Genomic DNA, 21,638 nt, shown 5'->3' on the forward strand with positions numbered 1-21,638 from the left:
CAGAATTTAAAAATCCGAAAGATAAGATTTTCTGGTCCACCATAGTGGTTATGGCTCCCTTATTAGGAACAACATTATATCTTAATATGGGTAAAAATCAAAAAATAAAGAAAATGCAATGACCAACCTCTTATTTTATAATATTGGAATATTAGAGTTAATACTGATTGCCTTTACAGCAATTTCGATAGTTCTTGTCATCCCTTTCTCAATATTTGATATCATAAAATCCAAGGAAATGAGCAATTATCGTAAACTCATTTGGATATTATTTATTCTAATGGCCCCACTTTTAGGAGCAATAATCTATCTACTATGGGGGCGTAAACAAAAAGCACTATGAGTACATTATTAATTTTACTATTCGTGGGTGGTGTATTACGATTTTTATTAGGAATCATCTGGTTCATTTTAATCGTGGTGACATTACTAGATCTCTTAAAAAGCCGACTTCCAACAAACACCAAATTACTATGGTTAATTGTAATTCTACTTGCACCAGTTTTAGGTTCAATTATTTATCTACTTGTAGGCAGGAACAATAAATTTTAATGCCTTTCTATTTGTTTTAAACTAAGTGGGATTAATCTTTTTGTTTTGAGATAAGTAAAAAAGACAATCAGAAGTGTCATACTACCACCAAAAAGTACGGATGGAATAGTTCCCATGAGTCTTGCTGTTGCTCCCGACTCAAAAGCACCAATTTCATTAGATGAGTTGATAAATATTCCATTCACCGCGGATACCCTTCCACGCATTTCTTCAGGAGTAAGAATTTGCAAAATAGTTGAGCGTATGATAACGCTAACACTATCAAATGCTCCCTCAAAAAATAGAAATAAAAGGGACAGGTAAAAATTTCTAGATAAACCAAAGCATATTATTGAAATACCAAAACCAGCCACAGCCAGCAAAAGATTCCGCCAAGGCTTATTCATGGGTGGATACTTTGCTAAAATAAACATCGTAACTACAGCACCCAAAGCAGGGGCCGCTCTCATAAATCCTAGACCTTCTGCCCCAACTTTCAATATATCATGTGCAAAAATAGGCATCAAGGCTACAGCACCCCCAAAAAATACTGAGAACATGTCAAGACTCAAGGCACCTAAAATCATTTTGCTTTTAAACACAAAACGAATCCCTTCCGAAAGGCTTTTAAAAATATTTTCCTTTGGTACAAAGGTGGCAGGATAGTTTTTTACGAAAAATTTAATACAAACAAGTGCAAGTGCAATAAAACTAACAATTACAATGAAGCAAGCTGTAATTCCACTAAAAGCATAGAGTAAACCACCAACTGCCGGACCCATAATAGATGCTGTTTGCCAACTACCACTATTCCAAGTTGAAGAATTTGTATAGTGTTCTTTCGGAATAATTTGAGCCATTAATGCAAAAGCGGTTGGCGAATAAAAGCCCCGCGCTATCCCGACACAAAAAATAATTCCATACATGATTAAGATAACCCATGTTTGCCCAATTACTTGGAGCACATCATTGGTTGTAACTATGGCTAGGATGGCAGAACAAAATAACATGGATGCAATAATCCATACCAATAGTTTTTTCTTGTCCGATTTATCTGCAATATATCCCCCATAAAGGGTTACAGTGATAGAGGGAATAGCTTCTGCAAGTCCGATTAAACCCAAAGAAAGAGGATCTTTTGTCAGCTGATAAATATGCCAACCAACAACTACCGCCTGAATTTGATAGGCAAAGGTGAAGAGGAAGCGCATGGCAATATAGGAGCGAAACTCCGGGAAACGCATTGCTACATAAGGATCCTTTTGAACGTTTCTTGCCTCAATCACTTCTTTATTTAAACTCAAAATTTATTCTGCTTCTTATTTAGTCCCATATTGATCAATGAGATAAATCAAAGATGTCATGGCTGCAGCGCCGAGCTCCAATTCGCGTCTATTCACATTCTCGAAAACATCATTGCTAGAATGGTGGATATCAAAATAACGTTGTGAATCTGGCCTAAAACCAATTAGAACCACATCTGGCATAATTCTCAGCGGACCGATATCAGCACCGCCACCCCCTGGAATTATAGCATCTACAAGGTAGGGGGCAAAAAGAGGTTTCCACTTAGAAAAATGTGCTAATGATTTTGGAGCATTTTCAACATTAAAACCACGAGGTGTATAACCACCCGCATCAGATTCTAAAGCGGCAATATGCTTTTCCTTATTTTGCTTTGCAATCTCAGCGTATTTCAGTCCCCCACGTAAACCATTCTCCTCATTCATAAACATGACCGCTCTAATGGTATGTCTGGGCTTCAAGTTCAGTTGTTTAAAAATTCTTAAAACTTCTACTGATTGCATGACACCTGTACCATCATCATGAGCACCTTCAGCAAGATCCCATGAATCAAGATGCCCACCAACAGAAATAATTCCTTCGGGGTCAACTGTACCTTTAATCTCACCAATAACATTATAAGAAACTGCATCAGGTAAGGTGCGGCAATTTTGTTTGAAATAAAATTGAGCTGAAGGATACTTTTTTTGCATTAATTTCTGACTAAGCAGATCAGCGGCTTTAGTACTTATTGCTGCTCCGGGAATTTTGTTAACTCCATCTTGATAAACCATTCCGCCAGTATGAGGAAAATCGTCGATTACGGAAGACATAGACCTTACGATAACAGCTACGGCACCTAGCTTGGCGGCTTCAATAGCACCCTGACTGCGCTGATTTACTGCTCCACTATAAGCTGAAAAAGTATTAAATAATTTAGGATCAAATGGGCGATTGAAAAAGATAATCTTGCCTTTTACAATATCGGCACCTAAAGCTTTAAGCTCTTCAAAGTTTTGAACCTCCAAAATTGGGGCAGTAATTCCTTTTGCACTAGTAGCAATAGATCCGCCAAGGGCAGCAATTGGAACAGGAATTTTAATCTTTCCATCTAAAATATATGCTTCTTCCTTTGCACCACGCTCCCACACAGGAACCATTAATTCTTGTAGATAAACACGGTCAAAACCATAATCTTCCATCAATTTTTTGGTCCAGTCGACAGATTTTTGCGCATTAGCTGAGCCACTAAGTCGCGGACCAATCTGCTTACACAGAAACTCCAAATTTTTATAGGCATGCCCATTTTCTAAGGCTTCATCATAAATTTTACGAATAATTATAGAATCAGGATTTTGCGCAAACAAGCTTGAACAAATAAAAAGAGCAGGAAATAGAGCTTTTAGAAATTTCATTGTAATAGAATTGTTTTAATAATCATATAATATTTAAGATATCTTATCCCAGCTTATACCGCCTGATTTTTTCTCAAAATATTTTCTTAAGATAAGGTTTTCTTCATTGATAAGGTCTGGGTCATTCTCAAGGACTTCAATAACAGTTTTTCTAGCCTCAGCCAACAATTGTTGATCAAGTGCAAGATCTGCCAATTTGAGGTCAAGAACACCACTTTGCTGTGTTCCTTCGATATTTCCTGGTCCACGAAGTTGCAAATCTATTTCTGCAATTTCAAATCCATCGTTGGTACGAACCATCGTTTCTAAACGTGTTTTTGCGTCAGCGCTAAGCTTCAAGCTCGACATTAAAATACAAAAAGATTGTTCAGCCCCACGCCCTACACGTCCGCGCAATTGATGTAATTGTGATAAGCCAAATCGTTCAGCATTTTCAATAATCATGACACTCGCATTGGGGACATTCACACCTACCTCAATGACCGTAGTTGCCACCATAATTTGTGTTTCACCTTTAATAAAACGTTGCATTTCGGCCGCTTTATCCTTTGCAGCCAATTTACCGTGTACGATACTAATTCGGTATTCGGGTAGAGGAAACTCATTCGATATTGCCTCTATTCCCGCTTCAAGATATAAAAGATCAAGCTTTTCACTCTCTTTAATGAGAGGATAAACAATATACACTTGCCTACCCTTGGCTATTTCTTCGCGCATAAAGCCAAACATCCTCAAACGCTGACTATGAAATAAATGCACAGTTTTAATTGGTTTTCGGCCTGCTGGGAGCTCATCTATTATGGAGATATCAAGATCCCCGTAAAGGGTCATGGCAAGCGTACGTGGGATAGGAGTAGCAGTCATTACCAAAACATGTGGAGGAATGATGTTTTTCCGCCAAAGACGTGCTCGCTGCTCCACACCAAAACGATGCTGCTCATCGATAACTACTAGCCCCAAATTACGAAATTGGACTGCATCCTCAATTAAAGCATGAGTTCCAACAATGATGTTTAATTCACCACTCTCCAGGCGCTCATGCAAGCCACGCCTTGCCTTTTTAGGGGTTGAGCCAGTAAGTATTTCAACGCTCACAAAATTATCACCTAGAAGGGCCTTAATTGAAGAGTAATGTTGTTGAGCTAAAATCTCTGTTGGGGCCATAATACAAGCTTGATAACCATTATCAATTGCTAATAACATGATCATGAGCGCTACTACTGTTTTACCACTACCTACATCGCCCTGTAGCAAACGGTTCATTTGTACTCCTCTTTGTGTATCCTGTCGGATTTCTTTTATTACACGTTTTTGAGCAGTAGTTAGTTCAAAAGGTAATTTTTGAGTATAAAATGTATTGAAATTAGTTCCTACATTTTCAAAAATTGAACCTTTAAATTTTTGAGTCCGGAGCACCTTAGTCCTAAGAAGTTTCAATTGAATGAAGAAAAGTTCTTCAAACTTGAGTCTGCGTTGAGCTTCCCTCAATGCCTCTACACTTTCCGGAAAATGAATATTGTATAATGCTTTCTGCCTACTTATTAAATTATGATTCTTCATAAGATAAGGTGGCAATGTTTCGGTAATCTGATGAATGCATTGATCAATAAGTGCCGCTTGGGCTCGCTGAATGCCCTTAGTATCCAGGTTAAAATGCTTCAGTTTTTCGGTTGAGCTATAAACGGGCTGTAACGTTAAATTACCCTGACTAACTGCATTTGGTTGGTAAGCTTCTAATTCGGGATGGGAAATGGAAAAATGTCCATTAAAGAGACTTGGCTTCCCAAAAACAACAAAAACAGAACCTGGCTGAATAATTTTATCCATCCAGCGCAAACTTTGAAACCAAACGAGTTCCATTATTCCTGTATCATCTTTAAAACGTGCGACTAGTCTTTTTACCCGTTTATCACCAACAATTTCTTTTGAAACGATGCGACCAAGTATCTGAACAGCTGGAAGATCAGGGTTTAGCTCATTTATTTTATAAAAGCGCGTACGATCAATATATCTGAAAGGATAATGTTCTAGAAGATTTTCATACCTAAAAACACCAAGATCTTTCTTTAGGATTTCGGCACATTGAGAGCCAATTCCCTTTAAATATTCAATAGGAGTTTTTAAGATTTGGTCTTCCAATCCGCTTAAGAGCTAGTTACCGGCTTATTTCTGCTCGGCAATTTAATTATCATTTCTTTGAGGGTAACCCAGTTAAAGACGATCACTGCCAAAAGTAACAATGAATAAGAATACAACTGAGATACACTAATTCCTTCGTGAAAATAGAAAAATGCCACTGCAAAAGCAACAATAGGGTTTATATAAATAATTATTCCTAAAGTAGAAGATGGCATCCCAATCAAAGCATACAAACTTAGGAAAAGCGGAATAATAGTAAAGAAAATGGAAATTACTAGAATTGTTAGCCAAAAGGATAAACCTGTTGGAAAGCTTTGGAACTCATAAATAAAAAATGGAATCATCAAAACTGAGGCTATAAACAGATGCAAACCAAGCATATTAAATCTATCTATACTGTGAATAACACGCTGAATAATAAGATAGAAACTATAAAGTGCCGCAATTAAAATTGACCAAAGCACATCTATCAGTGAACCTTGTGCTAGTACAAGAATACTAATTGATGCTAATCCTAATGCAAGCAATTTAGTGCTTGTGAGTTTTTCTTTCAAAATAAAGAAGCCTCCCATAGCGGTTATTAGCGGACACACCATATAGGCAAAGGCGGCCGATTTAAGATTAACATTATTTACGGCATAAATAAATGTGAACCAATTACCTGTTATTAATAATCCTGCGAGGAGGTTAAGCCAAAGTATTTTTTTACGACTAAATTTATCTTGCTCTTGTACATATTTTATGTCGGATTTAACTTGCTTTTTTCGGAAAAGTAAAATGTATAGCCAGGTTAAAATTAAACTAGTAAAAATACGATAGTATAATATTTGATCTGCGGGATAATCGCGCAGCATACGCAGGGGAATTGAGAAAAATCCCCACACTATTACCGCAGAGAATGCGGCTACAAAATATTTAATTCTTCCTTCCTTCAAACTTATGCCTTTACGGCGATTACAGAGATTTCCACATTCACATTTTTAGGTAAACCAAGTACGGCTACAGTTTCTCGTGCAGGAAAATCAGAATGGAAATAGGAGCCATAAATCTCGTTTACATCTGAAAAATGATTCATATCGCTTAGAAATATGGAAGTTTTCACTATGTGCTCGAAAGAAAAACCTGCTGTTTTAAGGACTGCTTCAAGGTTATTCATTACCTGCTTAGCTTCCTCTTTTATTCCGCCTGAGATTAATTGGTTAGTGGCGGGGTCTATAGCTATTTGCCCTGAAATAAAGAGCATATTTCCAGCTTGAACAGCCTGACTATAAGGCCCGATTGGTGCCGGTGCTTTGTCCGTTTGGATAATAGATTTCATACAATTTATATGTTGAGGAAATAATTAACAGTAATAATAGTAATTATAAAACATACCACTCGATAAGCTTATAAACAATACCTGCCAAAAACATGATGATAGCAATTGTATTGATAATATGCATGACCTTCAAATTGAAATTTTGTGGTCTATTGGGATCTTTTTTTCTGAAAAAATACATAATGTCAAAATTATTAAATAAAAAAAGAGTCCCGAAAAATCGGGACTCTTTTTTACAATTTGCTTATATACAATATTGTTTATTGTTGTTTGAACTCAACACGACGATTCTGTGAACGACCTGCTTCAGTAGCATTTGAAGCAACTGGACGGCTTTCACCAAAACCAGTTACAGCAATTCTATTAGCAGCAATTCCAGAGTTAACTAAGTAAGTTTTTACTGAATTAGCTCTATCTGTTGATAATGACATGTTGTACTCATCAGTACCTTCAGCAGAAGCGTGACCATCTAATTGAACAGAAGAAGAATTTGCTTTTAAGTCAGCAGATAATTTATCTAAAGTTGCATAAGCAGCAGTTCTTAAAACTGAAGAATTAAATTCGAACTGGATAGCGATTGCAGAACCAGCGCTAATTTCAGGGCATCCGTTTAATGCAGCAGTACCTTTAACAGTAGGACAAGCATCTTTTGAATCAGGCACACCGTCAGCATCCACATCTAATGGACAACCAGAACCATCAACTTTAACACCAGCTGGAGTATTAGGACATTTGTCTAATTTATCAGCAACACCATCACCATCAGAATCTTTTAATAAATCAGCAGCTTCTAATACACTAACACGACCTTTTAAAGCCTCAACCTCATTACGCAATGTAGGATCTTTTAATTCATCGTACATTAAAGCAACAGGGTTAACCCAGTCTAAGTTCGGCTTTGAAACAGAACCCAAAGAGAATTCTAAACCAGCTGAAGTATAAGAAAATTTATCTTTAGAAGTACCTTTTGCATAAGTTGCGTCAAGGTTATCACCATCAACAAAATTCATTACATAAGCTAAGTCGAAGTTAACACGCTCAGAAACTTTGAACTTTACACCTGCACCAACAGGAATAAATTGCTCTTTAACATATTTATTAGTTCCAGTTCCATCAAACTCACCAGCTTTATCTTTCCAATCGAAAGGAGCTCTCGGAGCGTATCTTGAAGTTCCATAACCAACTTTTGCAGTGAAGTTAATTGCATTTTCTCTTTGTAAGAAGTCAATTGTTGCAACATTAACTACTGCTGACAATGATGCTGCAAGGGCTAAGTCAGTTTCGAATGAATTTCTGCTTCCAGAAGGAAGAGGTGCAACAGTTGCATCATTTTCTCCTGATAATTTACCACGTACTCCAGCAAGCTCTAAACCAAAAGAATGACCTAATTGCTTACGTAAGCTTAAACCATATCCTAAATTGAAATTTGATTTATTGTAATCGTTGGTACCACCAACTACTACGTGCGGAGCTAAAATTCCGGCGTTAATACCGAAGTTCCAAGTTCTGTACTGTCCTCTTCCACCAAATACCTTGGCAGTTGAGTTCGTAGCGGTTTGAGCATTGGAAACCTCTACGAGGGCCAATAGCGCTACTAATGAAAACACGAAGGTCTTCTTTAATGTAGAGTAATTCATAATTAATTTTTTAAAGGTTAACAAAATCATTAGTGTAATTTATACAAAAATAGTCATAAGTTTGACTTGTGCAAATAATCAAATACTATTCCAAAAAAAATATTGTCGAATAAAAAGGCACAAAGTGCAAGTTTTTTTGTTCAAGGATTAAAAATGTTACAAATATGAAATATTCTCAGATAGATAAGCAACTTTTTGAATTAAACCGCCAAAATTTCACAAAACGACTTCCTAAGAGCTCTATAGCTATATTTCAGTCGGGAGATGAGTTTCCTAGAAGTGGAGATCAGCCTTTTACCTTCAAGCAAAACCCTGATTTATTCTACTTAAGTGGCATTGATCAGGAGCAAAGCATTTTAATTTTATTCCCTGATTGCCCAAATCCAATTTATCGCGAAGTATTATTTTTGAGACAAACAAACGAGCATATTGCAGTTTGGGAAGGACATAAACTTACAATTCAAGAGGCTAAAACAGTTTCAGGAATAGAAAATATTTTTTGGCTAAGTGATTTTTGGAGTATTTTACATTCAATTATCAATTATGCTGACAATATTTACCTCAATACCAACGAAAATGACCGATATGTACATGAAGTACCTTATCGTGACATCAGATTTATTGAAAAACTAAAAAATCTTTATCCTTTACATCGATATGAGCGTTCAGCTCTAATTTTACGTGATTTAAGACCTATAAAATCCGATATTGAAATAGCATTGACGCAAAAAGCCTGCGATATAACCAATGATGCATTTAGACGTGTGTTAAAATTTGTGAAACCTGGTGTTGCTGAATATGAAATTGAGGCTGAAATAATTCATGAATTTATACGCCAAAGAGCAACTGGGCATGCTTATAACCCAATTATTGCGTCTGGTAAAAATGCAAACATTCTTCACTACAACGATAATAACCAAATTTGTAAAGATGGTGAGGTAATTCTGTTCGATTTCGGAGCAGAATATGCCAACTACAACGCAGATTTAAGTCGCTCGGTACCTGTAAACGGCCGTTTCACAAAACGCCAAAAAGATGTTTACAATTCTGTACTACACATTATGAATGAAGCTAAAAAAATGCTTTTAGCAGGAACTGTTTGGAACGACTACCATGTTGAAGTAGGCAAAATAGTTGAAAATGAATTGATTAAGCTCGGTTTACTCGATAAGCATGATGTTGCTAAACAAGACAGTAAAATGCCTCTTTATAAAAAATATTTTATGCATGGCACTTCCCATCATCTTGGATTAGATGTACATGATTTTGCTAGCAGATATAAATCATTTGAAGTAGGCAATATACTTACTTGTGAACCAGGTATTTATATTCAGAGTGAAGGCTTAGGTATACGCCTTGAGAATGATATTTTAATCACAAAAGATGGAAATATTGATTTAATGGCAAATATTCCTATTGAAGCAGAAGAAATTGAAGAGATTATGAATTCTTAGTTTCATACAGAATCTGATCTACAAAACGATACAAATTAAAAGCAGGGTCAGCTGAAGCAAGAATTATTTCTTCCTGAAGTTTGACCCTGTTAATATTTTTCATTTTCTCAAGTTGAATCAGCTTCCAGGCTTTTTCGGCCAAGAGGAAAGTCCGACGAGAATTATCCTTAAAACTCTTATTTTCTAAGGCCGCCATTAAATCATCAATACCTGTCAATTTGTCGGCAATAGTGTTAATTACAGGTATGAACTCCGTTTTCTGATGGACTAGCTTCTTTAAATTATTAGCAAATGTTTCAGCTCCATCGCGATCTGATTTATTAACTACAAAAATATCTGCAATCTCCATTAAACCTGATTTCATGCTCTGAATTTCATCACCTGCTTCCGGAACAAGAACAACAACGCTGATATCTGCAAGTCCGGCAATTTCTACCTCCGATTGACCAACTCCTACCGTTTCGACTAAAATAAAATCAAAACCTTCTGACTTAAGCACGTCACACATTTCGATGGTTTTAGTTGATAATCCGCCAAGTGAGCCCCTAGTAGCTAAAGAACGGATATAAACATTTGGTTTATTAAACTGTTCGGCCATTCGAACCCGATCGCCAAGTAAGGAGCCTAAATTAAATGGTGAGGTAGGATCAATGGCCAGCACGGCAATCGTTTTACCCTGAGCACTTAAATAATTAATCATGGCATTTACTAGAGTGCTTTTACCGGCACCTGGCGGACCAGTAATTCCAATAACTGGGGTATTTAAAGTTTTAAGGCCTTTCAAAAGATCCTTTGAACCTAACAAATCGTTTTCAACTATTGTTAAATTTCTAGCTATCTTTTTGAAGTCTTTTACTAAAATAGAGTTATCCTGATTATTTAGCTCCATGGCACAAAGTAATTATTTTTAATTCATTATGCAATTGATGCAAATTATACAAGAGAAGCTTTTTTATTAACTTCGCCTCATATTTTTATTTTTATGAAAGTTACTGGTTTCTCATTTATCCGAAATGCTGTCAAAAACGACTATCCTATTGTGCAGGCCATACTTTCAATCTTACCAATATGTGATGAATTTGTTATTGCCATTGGTGATTCTACTGACAATACTTTAGAATTAATCGAATCTATTGATTCACCAAAGATAAAAATCATACACACAGTATGGGATGAAAGCGTCCGTGAAGGCGGAAAAACATTTGCACAGGAGACAGATAAGGCTTATGCAGCTATTTCAAAAGACACCGATTGGGCTTTTTATATACAAGGAGATGAATGCGTACATGAAGATTACCTCCCCGAGATAAAGAAAGCAATGAATGACCATTTGAACAATAAAAATGTAGAAGCTTTATTATTCAAATACATGCACTTTTATGGTTCCTATGATTTTGTGGCCTCTTCCAGACGTTGGTATAGAAATGAAGTTAGGGTATTAAAATTTGACCCTCAAGTACACTCTTATCGAGATGCACAAGGTTTTAGAAAAAACAATCGTAAATTAAAGGTTAAAGCACTTGATGCCTATATTTATCATTATGGTTGGGTTCAAGCACCTACAGGTTTAGATAATAAAGTTCGCAATTTCAATAAGTTTTACCATGAAGATAGTTGGATACAAGAAAATCTTCCTGTAAATCAAGAGTTTGAATATGGCAATGCCGACCGTTTAATCAAATTTACGGGTAGCCATCCTAGTGTTATGCAAAAGAGAATTGAGCATAGCAATTGGACATTTCAAGTAGATCCGACACTATTAAAAAAGAAAATGAGCTTGAGGCGACGCATTTTACAGAGAATAGAGGACCTATTTGGATGGAGAATAGGAGAATACAAAAACTATAAAATTGTTTAATGACAGCAATCCCGAGTGTTAGGAAAAGCATATCTGTAGTCATACCAAACTATAATGGGGAACACCTACTAAAACGAAACCTTCCCTCGGTTGTGGGGGCCTTAGAAAATGCAAAAGTAAATTATGAAATTATCGTAGTAGATGATTGCTCAAAGGACAAGTCCGTTTTATTTTTAGAGAAAAACTACCCGAAAATACGTTTAATAATTAATGCCCAAAATAAGGGCTTTTCTGTGTCATGTAATAAAGGAATTAATCAAGCAGAAAAAGACTTGATTTTGCTTCTTAATACTGATATCGAATTAAATACAGATTTTTTTGAAACTCAGTTTAAATATTTTGAACTAGCAGATACTTTTGGTGTAATGAGCAAAATTATTGGAGCTAAAAATGGAGAGGTTCAAGATACTGCGCGATATTTAAACTACTCAGGATTTAAAATCAAAAGCAATAATTTTTTTTATGTTAAAGATGAGAATTTCCTTACTCCTACAGCATATTTATCAGGTGCAAATGCATTAGTCGACGCTAAAAAAATTAAACAAATAGGAGGTTTTGATGAAATTTTTTCGCCTTTTTATTGTGAGGATTTTGAATTAGGACTAAGAGCTTGGAGGCTTGGTTGGAAATGTTATTATGATCCTAACTCTTACTGTATTCATGACCACTCTTCTACCACAAAAAACTATCGTACACGAAATTGGGTAAAAGCTATCTTTTTTAGGAACAGAATGTTTGTTCATGCCATTCACTTAAGTAAAAGCAAATTGTTTTTTTGGCTAATTCAAATTACTGTTTTTGATTTACTCTTTATGTGGCTTGGCCTAAAATTTTATTTCTATAAAAGCTTTGCCATGTTTTTAAATAGCTCAAAAAATATTATTGATTCAAGAAAAAAAATGAACGAATTAATTGCCGAACAGCAATATGGGATAAGCATTGAGGAAGTTATCACTAAAATGAATAAAATGTTGGCCGGACAAACAATCATTAAGGGTCGAAATTAGATATCTTTCAAAATGATTAACTTTGCTTCATAATACAATTTATGAAGACCTTTTTTCGACTTTTCTCATTTGCGGCACCAATTCAAAGATTTGCAATTCCATTTTTTTTGTTGTCGGTTTTAGGAATCGTATTCGGCTTAATTAATTTCACACTATTAATCCCTGTTTTTGAACTTTTATTCAATCAAACAGGTGAAAAACAATTACAAAATCTTAACGCTATCCCTTCCTTTAATTTAAGTATTACTTATTTTAAAAACTTATTCTATTATTATTTTCAGGAAATTATTAATAGTTCGGGTAAGGTTGGAGCCTTAAAAATGGTAAGCATTGCAATTGTCCTTTCTATTTTATTAAGTAACCTATTTAAATATTTATCAGCAAGGGTAATTGAAAATTTCAGATTAATGATTGTAACCCGAATACGCAGTAGCATATTTAAAAAGCTAACGAATATTGATCTTCATTTTTTTAGTAGTCAGCGGAAGGGTGATTTGATCTCAAGATTTATTGCCGACGTAATAACGATTCAAGACTCAATTATAAGATCCGTACAAGTTATTTTACGCGAGCCCATTGCTATTATTTTAAATTTCGCAGTTCTATTTTCAATTTCATCTGAATTAACATTTTTTGCATTAGTACTAATTCCAGTTTCAGGATTGCTTATTTCCATAATCATTAAACGATTAAGAAAACATGCAACAGCGGCTCAAGAGTCGGTAGGAGTATTAGTTTCAAGTATTGATGAGGGTTTAAACGGTGTAAAAATTATTAAATCTTTTAATGCCGAAAAATACATACAGGAGAAGTTCAATGCAATTAACATGTGGACTAGTAAGATACATAGAAGATTAGCAAGACGTGTACTTTTGGCCTCTCCAGTTTCAGAGATATTGGGTGTAAGTACGGTAGCAGCACTTCTATTTTATGGAGGAACCCTAATTCTCGAAGAGGGATCTGACTTACGAGGAGCTGAATTTATAGGGTATATCATCATATTTTCTCAAATAATTAACCCTGCAAAAGCTATTTCAGAGGCTTTTGGAAATATCTCTCAGGGAATATCAGCAGGCGAGAGGGTATTCCAATTGTTAGACACGCCAGAGAAAATATTCAATAAGCCGAACGCTATTGCAAAAAATACATTTGATGACTGTATTGAGTTTAAAAATGTCTGTTTTGCTTATGGCGAAAAGGATGTTTTAAACCAAATTAACATCACAATCACAAAAGGCAGTACAGTAGCATTGGTTGGCCCTTCGGGTGGAGGAAAGACTACCCTAATGGATCTACTACCAAGGTTTATGGATCCTGCCTCAGGTGAGATAGCCATTGATGGAACTGATATTAAAGATATTAAAATGCATGATGTGAGAGCATTGATGGGTATTGTTAATCAAGAGCCTATACTTTTTAATGACAGCATCTTTAATAATATTGCTTTTGGAAGACCTTTTACAAATGATGAAGTAATTGAGGCTGCCAAAATTGCAAATGCGCATGAATTCATCATTGAAACATCCGAGGGCTATCAAACAAATATTGGTGATCGAGGAATGAAACTTTCGGGCGGGCAAAAACAAAGAATTAGCATTGCGAGAGCTGTATTAGCTAACCCACCCATTTTGCTATTGGATGAAGCCACTTCGGCCTTGGATACTGAATCAGAAAAATTAGTCCAAAGTGCCCTAAAAAAACTAATGGAAAATCGTACTTCTATAGTTATTGCACACCGTTTGAGTACCATTCAAGAAGCCGATCAAATTATTGTATTAGAAAGTGGTAGGATTGAAGAAAAAGGAAGCCATAATGACCTAATAAAAATGAATGGACTTTATAAAAAATTGATTTCAATGCAAACGTTTAATGATTGATGAGCTATAATTTCATAAAAAACATTATTAAGGAAGAGGAATTCGCGTTTAGGTTCTCTATATGTACGCTGGTATCAAAGCCCGATGAGTATCAGGAAATGGTAAATTCATTTTTGATTGCTGGCTTTGATCCTGAATTTTGCGAATACTTATGCATCGATAATAGCGAAACAAATGTATTTGGAGCATTTGCCGGATTGAATAGATTTCTACGTGAAGCAAAAGGGAAATATATTATTTTATGTCACCAAGACATCTTATTACATGATCATCGGATTAACAATCTGGAATTAAGAATAGGGGAAATGGATGTTATAGATCCTAATTGGGCAATTTTGGCTAATGCGGGGGGTATCAATCTAAAGCATCTTGCAATGCATCTAACCCAAAACTCTGGAAATATCTTATTTGAGAAACATTTACCGCTTAAAGCTCATAGTGTAGATGAGAATTTTATTTTGGTAAAAAATGAAGCGAACCTATCTTTATCAAATGATCTTGAGGGCTTTCATTTATACGGTACAGATATATGCCTGATTGCTGAAACTCTTGGGTTTAATGCTTATATCATTGATTTTAATCTTACCCATAAAAGTGATGGGAATGTTGATCACAGTTTTTATAAATTAAGAACTGAATTGATGAAGAAATACCGCCGGGCATTTAGAGGACGATTTATGTCTACAACCATTACAAGAATGTATCTTTCTGGGAATAGTATGGGCTTTTATTTGTTTAACTCAAGCCTCATCATGTTCTTAGTGAGACAATACTACAAGCTCTTTAGACCAAAAAAAGGATATCAACCTAAAAAATAGCTTGCTTTACATTGCTAAATTTATCTTTTTGATTAAACTTTATAACAAAAAACATTCAGTGCCATATTGAATGTCTCACAAATAAGATGCTGATCAATAAAAGGATGTTTTCTAACTTCTGATTCCTTTACATAATAATAGAAACCCAAACTTTCTACCAGGGCAAGAAGCTCATGCAGGGTTTGCTTTGAATTCACATTATTATGGTACTCGAAAAAAATATGATTAGCATTTTGAAGACTTTTACCGCAATATTTCAACACAGTATCTTCAGCTCCTTCAATATCGATTTTAAGAAAATCAACATCTTCTGTGAGGAAATCTAAAAGTGGTACTGCCTCTACAATTTTAGGTTCCTGATGGGCATATTCATTGCCTACACGCCCTCCCATTCCGCCATCGGTATAGAACTTCAGGTTTTCTGTTTTGGTCCAGACAGCCTTCTGATGCAAAGTGATATTTTTTAATCCAAAGGTCTTAACATTCTCCTCTAGAATTGAAAATATTTCAGCATCTGGCTCAAATGCAATAATGTGATGGTCAGGGTAATGAATTGAGAAATATAGTACACTCAAGCCCATGTTTGCACCACAATCAAGAATTATTTTAGAAGTTCCTGAAGGTTTGAATTGATAAATTTCTGTTTCAAAAATTTCGCGATATGAATCTACAAAACTTGGTCCGTGGTGAAATTTAAAAGGCTTATCAAATACATGTGCATAGCCCGCAGTAAGGTGCTTATAATCAGCAATACGCCCTAATTCGAGATTAATATCATTCGCATTTAAGATTGAACTTATGCGTCTTTTAAGTCTTCTGAATTCTTTCCTTAAGCCCACAATTGATACAATATGATTGTTCAACATTCACTGAAACAAAAAAGCGATCAAAAGATCGCTTTTTTGTTTTTATTAGTGAAATTATAATTTTCTCTTCACTTCAACTTGTTCGTATGATTCAACGATATCACCCACCTCAATATTATTGAAGTTTTGAATATTTAAACCACACTCATAACCAGTAGCAACTTCCTTCACGTCATCTTTGAAACGTTTTAATGAAGCTAATTCTCCGGTATAAACAACAACACCATCACGAATGATACGTACTTTGCTGTTTCTAGTGATCTTTCCATCTAATACCATACATCCTGCGATGGTACCCACTTTGGTGATTTTGAATACTTCACGTATTTCAACGTTTGAAGTAATTTTCTCCTCAAATTCAGGGTCAAGCATGCCTTCCATAGCTGCTTTAACCTCATTAATAGCATCGTAAATGATAGAATAAAGACGAATATCAATCTGCTCAGCTTCAGCCAATTTACGGGCACTTGCAGAAGGACGAACTTGGAAACCGATGATGATTGCATCAGAAGCTGAAGCAAGCAATACATCAGACTCGGAAATTTGTCCCACAGACTTATGTATAATATTAACCTGAATCTGTTCGGTAGAAAGCTTCAATAATGAATCGGATAATGCTTCAATTGAACCATCCACATCACCTTTAACAATCACATTTAACTCCTTAAAGTTTCCAATTGCTAAACGACGACCAATTTCATCAAGGGTAATATGTTTCTGCGTACGCAATCCTTGCTCACGTTGTAGTTGTAATCTCTTATTTGCTACCTGACGTGCTTCTACTTCGCTTTCCATCACGTTAAATTTATCACCTGATGTTGGTGCGCCTTGCATACCAAGTACTTGAACAGGAGTAGATGGGCCAGCCTGATCAACCTTAACACCACGTTCATTGTGTAAAGCTTTTACTTTCCCACTATAACCACCAGCAAGTATAGCATCACCAACTCTTAAAGTTCCTGCTTGGATTAGTACAGTAGTAACAATACCACGCCCTTTATCTAAAGCAGCTTCAATAACTGTACCTATAGCACGCTTTTTAGGATTTGCAGTAAGTTCTAACATATCGGCTTCAAGACATACTTTTTCAAGTAATAAATCGATGCCCATACCAGTTTTACCAGAAATCTCCTGACTTTGATACTTTCCACCCCAATCTTCAACCAAAATATTCATGGCTGAAAGTTGTTCACGAATTTTATCCGCATTAGCGCCAGGTTTATCAACCTTACTAAATGCAAATACGATTGGCACATTTGCTGCTTGAGCGTGATTAATAGCTTCACGCGTTTGAGGCATCACGCTATCGTCTGCCGCAATAACAATAATTGCAATATCGGTAACTTTAGCTCCCCTAGCACGCATCGCTGTAAAGGCTTCGTGACCTGGAGTATCTAAGAATGTTATTTTACGTTCATTTTCAAGGGTAACTTCATAAGCACCAATGTGTTGTGTAATTCCACCTGCCTCACCAGCAATTACGTTGGTTTTACGTACAAAGTCGAGAAGGGAAGTTTTACCATGATCCACGTGACCCATTACAGTAACAATTGGCGCTCTTGGCAATAAATCTTCCGGCTTATCTTCTTCTTCCAATAAACCACTTTCCTCATCTTCAGGTTTTACGAATTCAACCTCATGTCCAAACTCATCAGCTACAATGGTAAGAGTTTCTGCATCCAATCGTTGGTTGATGGATACGAACATACCCAAACTCATACATGTAGAGATAATCTGAGTTACTGGAACATCAAGCATAAGTGCCAATTCATTGGCTGTTACAAACTCAGTAACCTTGATAGTTTTTGCCTGTGCCTCAAGCTCCATTGCCGCATCTTCTGCGGTTTGAGCTACATCATCACGCTTCTGACGGCGTAATTTAGCACGTTGAGCAAACTTTCCAGATTTTCCAGCACCACTTAAACGAGCAAGTGTTGCTTTAATCTGATCTTGAATTTCTTTATCTGTAGGTTCTGCCTTTGGTGCATCAGGGGTACGCGACTTATTTCTGAAATCTGGTCGTGAACCTCCTCCACCGGGTGCTGGTCTGCCACCACCTCTAAAATCAGGGCGATTGCCTTGATATCCTGCACCAGGTGCCGGACGAGGAGCAGATCCTGGCTGACCTTGACCAGCCTGCCCCGCTTGTCCGGGAGCATTATCTTTACGCTTACGCTTACGCTTATTGTCGGCACCAGCTGCAGAAGATGAAGCCACCGGCTGACCACGACGTGGTGCTGAGACCGGCAAATCAATACGCCCGATAACATTTGGTCCGCTTAAACGCTCAGCTTTAGCGCGTATAACTGTCGCATTAGGATTACCCTCTTGCGTATTTGGTTTATTTTCTTGTTTTTCTTGAACAGGGGGAACTGAAGAGGCAGACTCAACTGGACTTGCCACAACAGGTTCAACCTTTTCAGGAGCTTTTGGAGCCTCAGTAGACTCTGCTTTTGGAGCAGCTTCAACCTTAGCAGGCGGGGCAATATCAGCTTCTTTAGGCTTTTCAACTACAGGTTCTGCCTTAACAGGTGCTTCGGCGATAGGCTCAGGCTTTGGCACAGGAGCTTCTGCGGGTTTTGCAGGCTCCGGACTTTTCTTATCTGGACGAGTTTTTGAGTTAAGCTGATTTAAATCAATCTTACCAATAACCTTAACACCAGGCAAAGCTCCTTCTTCCGGCTTTGGCGCAACTGGAGCAACCTCCTTCGGCTTTTCAACCGCAGGCGGAGTGAAAGAATTTACATTTTTGATCAGGATTTCTTCCTGTTCAAACTCCTTGGAAGGCTGTAAATCAGTCTTCTCAGTAGAAAGAGGCGCATCATCACGACGGATCTTGCCAATTACAATTTGTTTGGCTTCCTCTTTTACAATCTTATCACCTTGATACTCCTTAAGAAGTACATCGTACATCTCATCGGTGAGTTTAGTATTGGGACGGGCTTCAACCTTGAAACCTTTTTTCCCTAAAAACTCAACCGCTGTAGATAAACCAATGTTTAACTCCTTCGCAGTTTTAAGTAAATTTGTGCTTTTACCTTCTGACATTTATTATTTAACCTCGCTATTTTTGTACAAAAGTACAATTTTTATATGTTATATGTTTTAGAATCGGGTATTTTCTCAATACCCGCTCTTTTTGCAAATATCCCGAACAAATAACTTATTCGAATTCTGACTTCAGAATCTCGATTACATCCTTCACTGTTGTTTCTTCAAGATCCGTACGTTTTACCAATTCATCCGCATTTAAAGCAAGAATTGATTTCGCAGTATCTAGTCCAACACGCTTAAATTCATCGATAATCCATCCTTCAATTTCATCTGAAAATTCCTCGATATCTACATCCTCATCATCTTCATGCGCCTCACGGTACACATCAATTTCATAACCAGTCAACTTTCCTGCCAATTTAATGTTATGACCACCACGACCAATTGCTAATGAAACCTGATCTGGTTTTAAATATACCGCTGCTCTCTTTTCTTCTTCATCTAATTTGATGCTTGTAATTTTTGCAGGGCTTAAAGCTCTTTGAATATACAAGGAAATATTATTAGTAAAGTTTATTACGTCGATATTTTCATTCTTTAGTTCACGTACAATGCCATGAATTCGAGATCCTTTCATTCCAACACAAGCTCCTACTGGATCGATTCTATCATCATATGATTCAACAGCAACTTTTGCTCTCTCTCCCGGCTCACGAACAATTTTCTTAATGGTAATTAATCCATCAAAAATCTCAGGAACTTCTAATTCAAATAAACGTTGTAAAAAATCAGGAGCAGTACGAGAAATAATAATTTTTGGATTGCCGTTAATCATTTCAACCTTCTCAATTACCGCACGAACAGAATCTCCTTTTTTGAAATAATCTGCTGGAATTTGCTCGGTCTTAGGCAATAAAAGCTCATTACCTTCATCATCAAGAACCAAAGTTTCTTTTTTCCATACTTGGTAAACCTCGCCAGTTACTATTTCTCCAACACGATCCTTATATTTTTTGAAAATCTCATCTTTTTCTAGTTCAAGAATTTTAGAAACTAGGGTTTGACGTGCCGCAAGAATAGCTCTACGACCGAAACTCTCCAATGTAATTTGCTCAATAAAATCGTCACCAATCTCCAAATCAGGATCAATAAGCTTAACCTCAGCCAATTCGATTTCTAAATCATCATCCTCAGAAAATCCATCTTCCATTACGGTACGTGTACGCCAAATCTCCAAATCCCCATTATCCGGGTTAACGATCACATCACAATTCTCGTCGGTGCCATACCTTTTACGCAACATACTGCGGAAAACCTCTTCTAACACACTAATAACCGTAGGACGGTCAATATTCTTAAAGTCTTTAAACTCCTGGAATGAATCGATTAAATTAATATTGCTCATTTTTCTATTCAATTTGCCCCTTTGTACGGAACGTTATTTAAAACTTACTAAAACTATCGCTTCTGATATATCTTCAAAAGGTATTAAAGTCTCTATTATTGCAGCCTTTTTACCCTTTTCCTTTACACTTTCTTGGATGGTAACTGAAGATTCCTCAACCTGCATCAATTTGCCTTCCTTTACATTACCACTCTTTAACTTAATTTTTAAAGAACGGTTTATATTTTTCTGGAACTGACGAAATGATTTAAGTGGGGTATCTATTCCTGGAGAAGAAACTTCAAGCCTATATGCTTGTTCAATTGCATTTTCCTCTTCAAGATGAAAACCAACATGCCTGCTAATTGCAACACAATCACTAATTGCAACACCATTGTCGCCATCAACTAAAATAGACAAAATTCCGCTACCATGCATCTGCACATCCACCAAAAATAAATCTGGACGATCTGCAATTTTCTCTTCAACTAATTCTGTAACTCTCTTCTCTACATTCATAAATTACCCTTTTTTAATCCTTTTTGAAAAAGGAAGGTAAAAAAAGAGCCCCGACAATGGCGGAGCTCCTCTTAGATTGATGCAAATATAGAAAAAATATTTTGCATTGCAAATAGCTGATTTCAATACATTTATATTATTTAAGGGCACTAAATTTAAATTCAATAAAGTCGCCACTCGGATTTATAGTTCGCTGAGAAATGATATCTTCTGGCTTTCTTAGAAGTGTTTTGGTATAACACCTAGCAAAATAAAAATTATCTGAACTCCAAGCCAATTTAGGCTTAAAGGTGATAGAGCTATCGGTAATAGCGTATGTACCTTCTAATGCCGATTGATAATCTCTCATTTCTAGATCGCTGGTATCTTTATAAACTGCAAAGAAATTAGTCCATAGATTATTATCAAGCGAATCTTCTCTAAATTCATCTAGTATGTAAGACGGAATATTAGACAATATCAATTCTGTACTATCCGCCGAAAGGCGTATTTTTATATCACTTCCTGCTTCAATAGTTGATTTTCCTTGGCTACAAG

At 36.3% G+C, this 21,638-nt stretch carries 20 protein-coding genes; 7 read left to right on the forward strand and 13 right to left on the reverse strand.

Features of this window, described 5'->3' with window-relative positions; translation table 11 throughout:
- Positions 1-118: 118 nt before the first annotated feature.
- Both ACIQ0D_RS04895 and ACIQ0D_RS04900 read left to right on the forward strand, forming a co-directional pair.
- The gene (locus ACIQ0D_RS04895; protein ID WP_395803117.1) at positions 119-343 is read left to right on the forward strand and encodes a PLDc N-terminal domain-containing protein; all 225 of its coding nucleotides are present in this window, start codon (positions 119-121) and stop codon (positions 341-343) included.
- The gene (locus ACIQ0D_RS04900) at positions 340-552 is read left to right on the forward strand and encodes a PLDc N-terminal domain-containing protein (protein WP_395803444.1); all 213 of its coding nucleotides are present in this window, start codon (positions 340-342) and stop codon (positions 550-552) included. The genes ACIQ0D_RS04895 and ACIQ0D_RS04900 overlap by 4 nt, the downstream gene beginning before the upstream one ends.
- Here the strand turns inward: ACIQ0D_RS04900 and ACIQ0D_RS04905 are convergent.
- From ACIQ0D_RS04905 to ACIQ0D_RS04935, 7 genes are all read right to left on the reverse strand, one after another.
- Entirely contained in the window at positions 549-1,835 is a 1,287-nt protein-coding gene (locus ACIQ0D_RS04905; protein WP_395803445.1) for an MFS transporter, read from the reverse strand. The two genes, ACIQ0D_RS04900 and ACIQ0D_RS04905, sit on opposite strands and share 4 nt — an antisense overlap.
- 15 nt (positions 1,836-1,850) lie before the next feature.
- Positions 1,851-3,230 (reverse strand): M20/M25/M40 family metallo-hydrolase, encoded by a 1,380-nt coding sequence (locus ACIQ0D_RS04910; protein ID WP_395803446.1) that lies wholly within the window; start codon positions 3,228-3,230, stop codon positions 1,851-1,853.
- A 33-nt stretch (positions 3,231-3,263) separates the two neighbouring features.
- Positions 3,264-5,369, reverse strand: a complete 2,106-nt coding sequence (gene recG, locus ACIQ0D_RS04915; protein WP_395803447.1) for an ATP-dependent DNA helicase RecG — start codon at positions 5,367-5,369, stop codon at positions 3,264-3,266.
- 5 nt (positions 5,370-5,374) lie between these two features.
- A complete protein-coding gene (locus ACIQ0D_RS04920) occupies positions 5,375-6,304 on the reverse strand; it encodes an EamA family transporter (protein WP_395803448.1) in 930 nt (309 codons plus the stop codon).
- A 2-nt stretch (positions 6,305-6,306) separates the two neighbouring features.
- On the reverse strand, positions 6,307-6,687 hold the full coding sequence (locus ACIQ0D_RS04925) for a RidA family protein (protein WP_291403957.1): 381 nt from the start codon (positions 6,685-6,687) through the stop codon (positions 6,307-6,309).
- A 43-nt stretch (positions 6,688-6,730) separates the two neighbouring features.
- Positions 6,731-6,868: a DUF6728 family protein gene (locus ACIQ0D_RS04930; RefSeq protein ID WP_363245344.1), complete on the reverse strand. Its 138-nt coding sequence runs from the start codon at positions 6,866-6,868 to the stop codon at positions 6,731-6,733.
- A gap of 79 nt (positions 6,869-6,947) precedes the next feature.
- Positions 6,948-8,324: an OmpA family protein gene (locus tag ACIQ0D_RS04935; protein WP_395803449.1), complete on the reverse strand. Its 1,377-nt coding sequence runs from the start codon at positions 8,322-8,324 to the stop codon at positions 6,948-6,950.
- A gap of 164 nt (positions 8,325-8,488) precedes the next feature.
- Between ACIQ0D_RS04935 and ACIQ0D_RS04940 the strand changes: the two genes are divergently transcribed.
- On the forward strand, positions 8,489-9,778 hold the full coding sequence (locus tag ACIQ0D_RS04940; protein WP_395803450.1) for an aminopeptidase P family protein: 1,290 nt from the start codon (positions 8,489-8,491) through the stop codon (positions 9,776-9,778).
- Here the strand turns inward: ACIQ0D_RS04940 and meaB are convergent.
- Positions 9,765-10,667, reverse strand: coding sequence for a methylmalonyl Co-A mutase-associated GTPase MeaB (meaB, locus tag ACIQ0D_RS04945; protein WP_395803451.1), 903 nt, complete (start codon positions 10,665-10,667; stop codon positions 9,765-9,767). The genes ACIQ0D_RS04940 and meaB overlap by 14 nt on opposite strands.
- Before the next feature lie 93 nt (positions 10,668-10,760).
- Between meaB and ACIQ0D_RS04950 the strand changes: the two genes are divergently transcribed.
- Genes ACIQ0D_RS04950 through ACIQ0D_RS04965 form a run of 4 tightly spaced genes read left to right on the forward strand, consistent with a single transcriptional unit; the run spans position 10,761 to position 15,338 of the window.
- Positions 10,761-11,636, forward strand: coding sequence for a glycosyltransferase family 2 protein (locus tag ACIQ0D_RS04950; RefSeq protein WP_395803452.1), 876 nt, complete (start codon positions 10,761-10,763; stop codon positions 11,634-11,636).
- On the forward strand, positions 11,636-12,643 hold the full coding sequence (locus ACIQ0D_RS04955; protein WP_395803453.1) for a glycosyltransferase family 2 protein: 1,008 nt from the start codon (positions 11,636-11,638) through the stop codon (positions 12,641-12,643). The genes ACIQ0D_RS04950 and ACIQ0D_RS04955 overlap by 1 nt, the downstream gene beginning before the upstream one ends.
- Before the next feature lie 41 nt (positions 12,644-12,684).
- Positions 12,685-14,520, forward strand: a complete 1,836-nt coding sequence (locus ACIQ0D_RS04960; RefSeq protein ID WP_395803454.1) for an ABC transporter ATP-binding protein — start codon at positions 12,685-12,687, stop codon at positions 14,518-14,520.
- Complete coding sequence (locus ACIQ0D_RS04965) at positions 14,520-15,338, forward strand: hypothetical protein (RefSeq protein ID WP_395803455.1); 819 nt, start codon at positions 14,520-14,522, stop codon at positions 15,336-15,338. Before ACIQ0D_RS04960 ends, ACIQ0D_RS04965 begins: the two co-directional genes overlap by 1 nt.
- 32 nt (positions 15,339-15,370) lie before the next feature.
- Here the strand turns inward: ACIQ0D_RS04965 and ACIQ0D_RS04970 are convergent, their stop codons facing one another.
- The 5 genes from ACIQ0D_RS04970 to ACIQ0D_RS04990 form a co-directional block, all read right to left on the reverse strand.
- Positions 15,371-16,204 (reverse strand): FkbM family methyltransferase, encoded by an 834-nt coding sequence (locus ACIQ0D_RS04970; protein ID WP_395803456.1) that lies wholly within the window; start codon positions 16,202-16,204, stop codon positions 15,371-15,373.
- 54 nt (positions 16,205-16,258) lie between these two features.
- Positions 16,259-19,252: a translation initiation factor IF-2 gene (infB, locus tag ACIQ0D_RS04975; protein WP_395803457.1), complete on the reverse strand. Its 2,994-nt coding sequence runs from the start codon at positions 19,250-19,252 to the stop codon at positions 16,259-16,261.
- Positions 19,253-19,367: 115 nt separating this feature from the next.
- Positions 19,368-20,603: a transcription termination factor NusA gene (nusA, locus tag ACIQ0D_RS04980; RefSeq protein ID WP_395803458.1), complete on the reverse strand. Its 1,236-nt coding sequence runs from the start codon at positions 20,601-20,603 to the stop codon at positions 19,368-19,370.
- 33 nt (positions 20,604-20,636) lie between these two features.
- The gene (rimP, locus tag ACIQ0D_RS04985) at positions 20,637-21,101 is read right to left on the reverse strand and encodes a ribosome assembly cofactor RimP (protein ID WP_395803459.1); all 465 of its coding nucleotides are present in this window, start codon (positions 21,099-21,101) and stop codon (positions 20,637-20,639) included.
- 136 nt (positions 21,102-21,237) lie between these two features.
- A partial coding sequence (locus tag ACIQ0D_RS04990; RefSeq protein ID WP_395803460.1) for a hypothetical protein occupies positions 21,238-21,638 on the reverse strand: 401 nt, incomplete at its 5' end.

Origin of the sequence: Daejeonella sp. (genome assembly GCF_044342615.1) — a bacterium.
Taxonomy (GTDB): Bacteria; Bacteroidota; Bacteroidia; order Sphingobacteriales; family Sphingobacteriaceae; genus Daejeonella.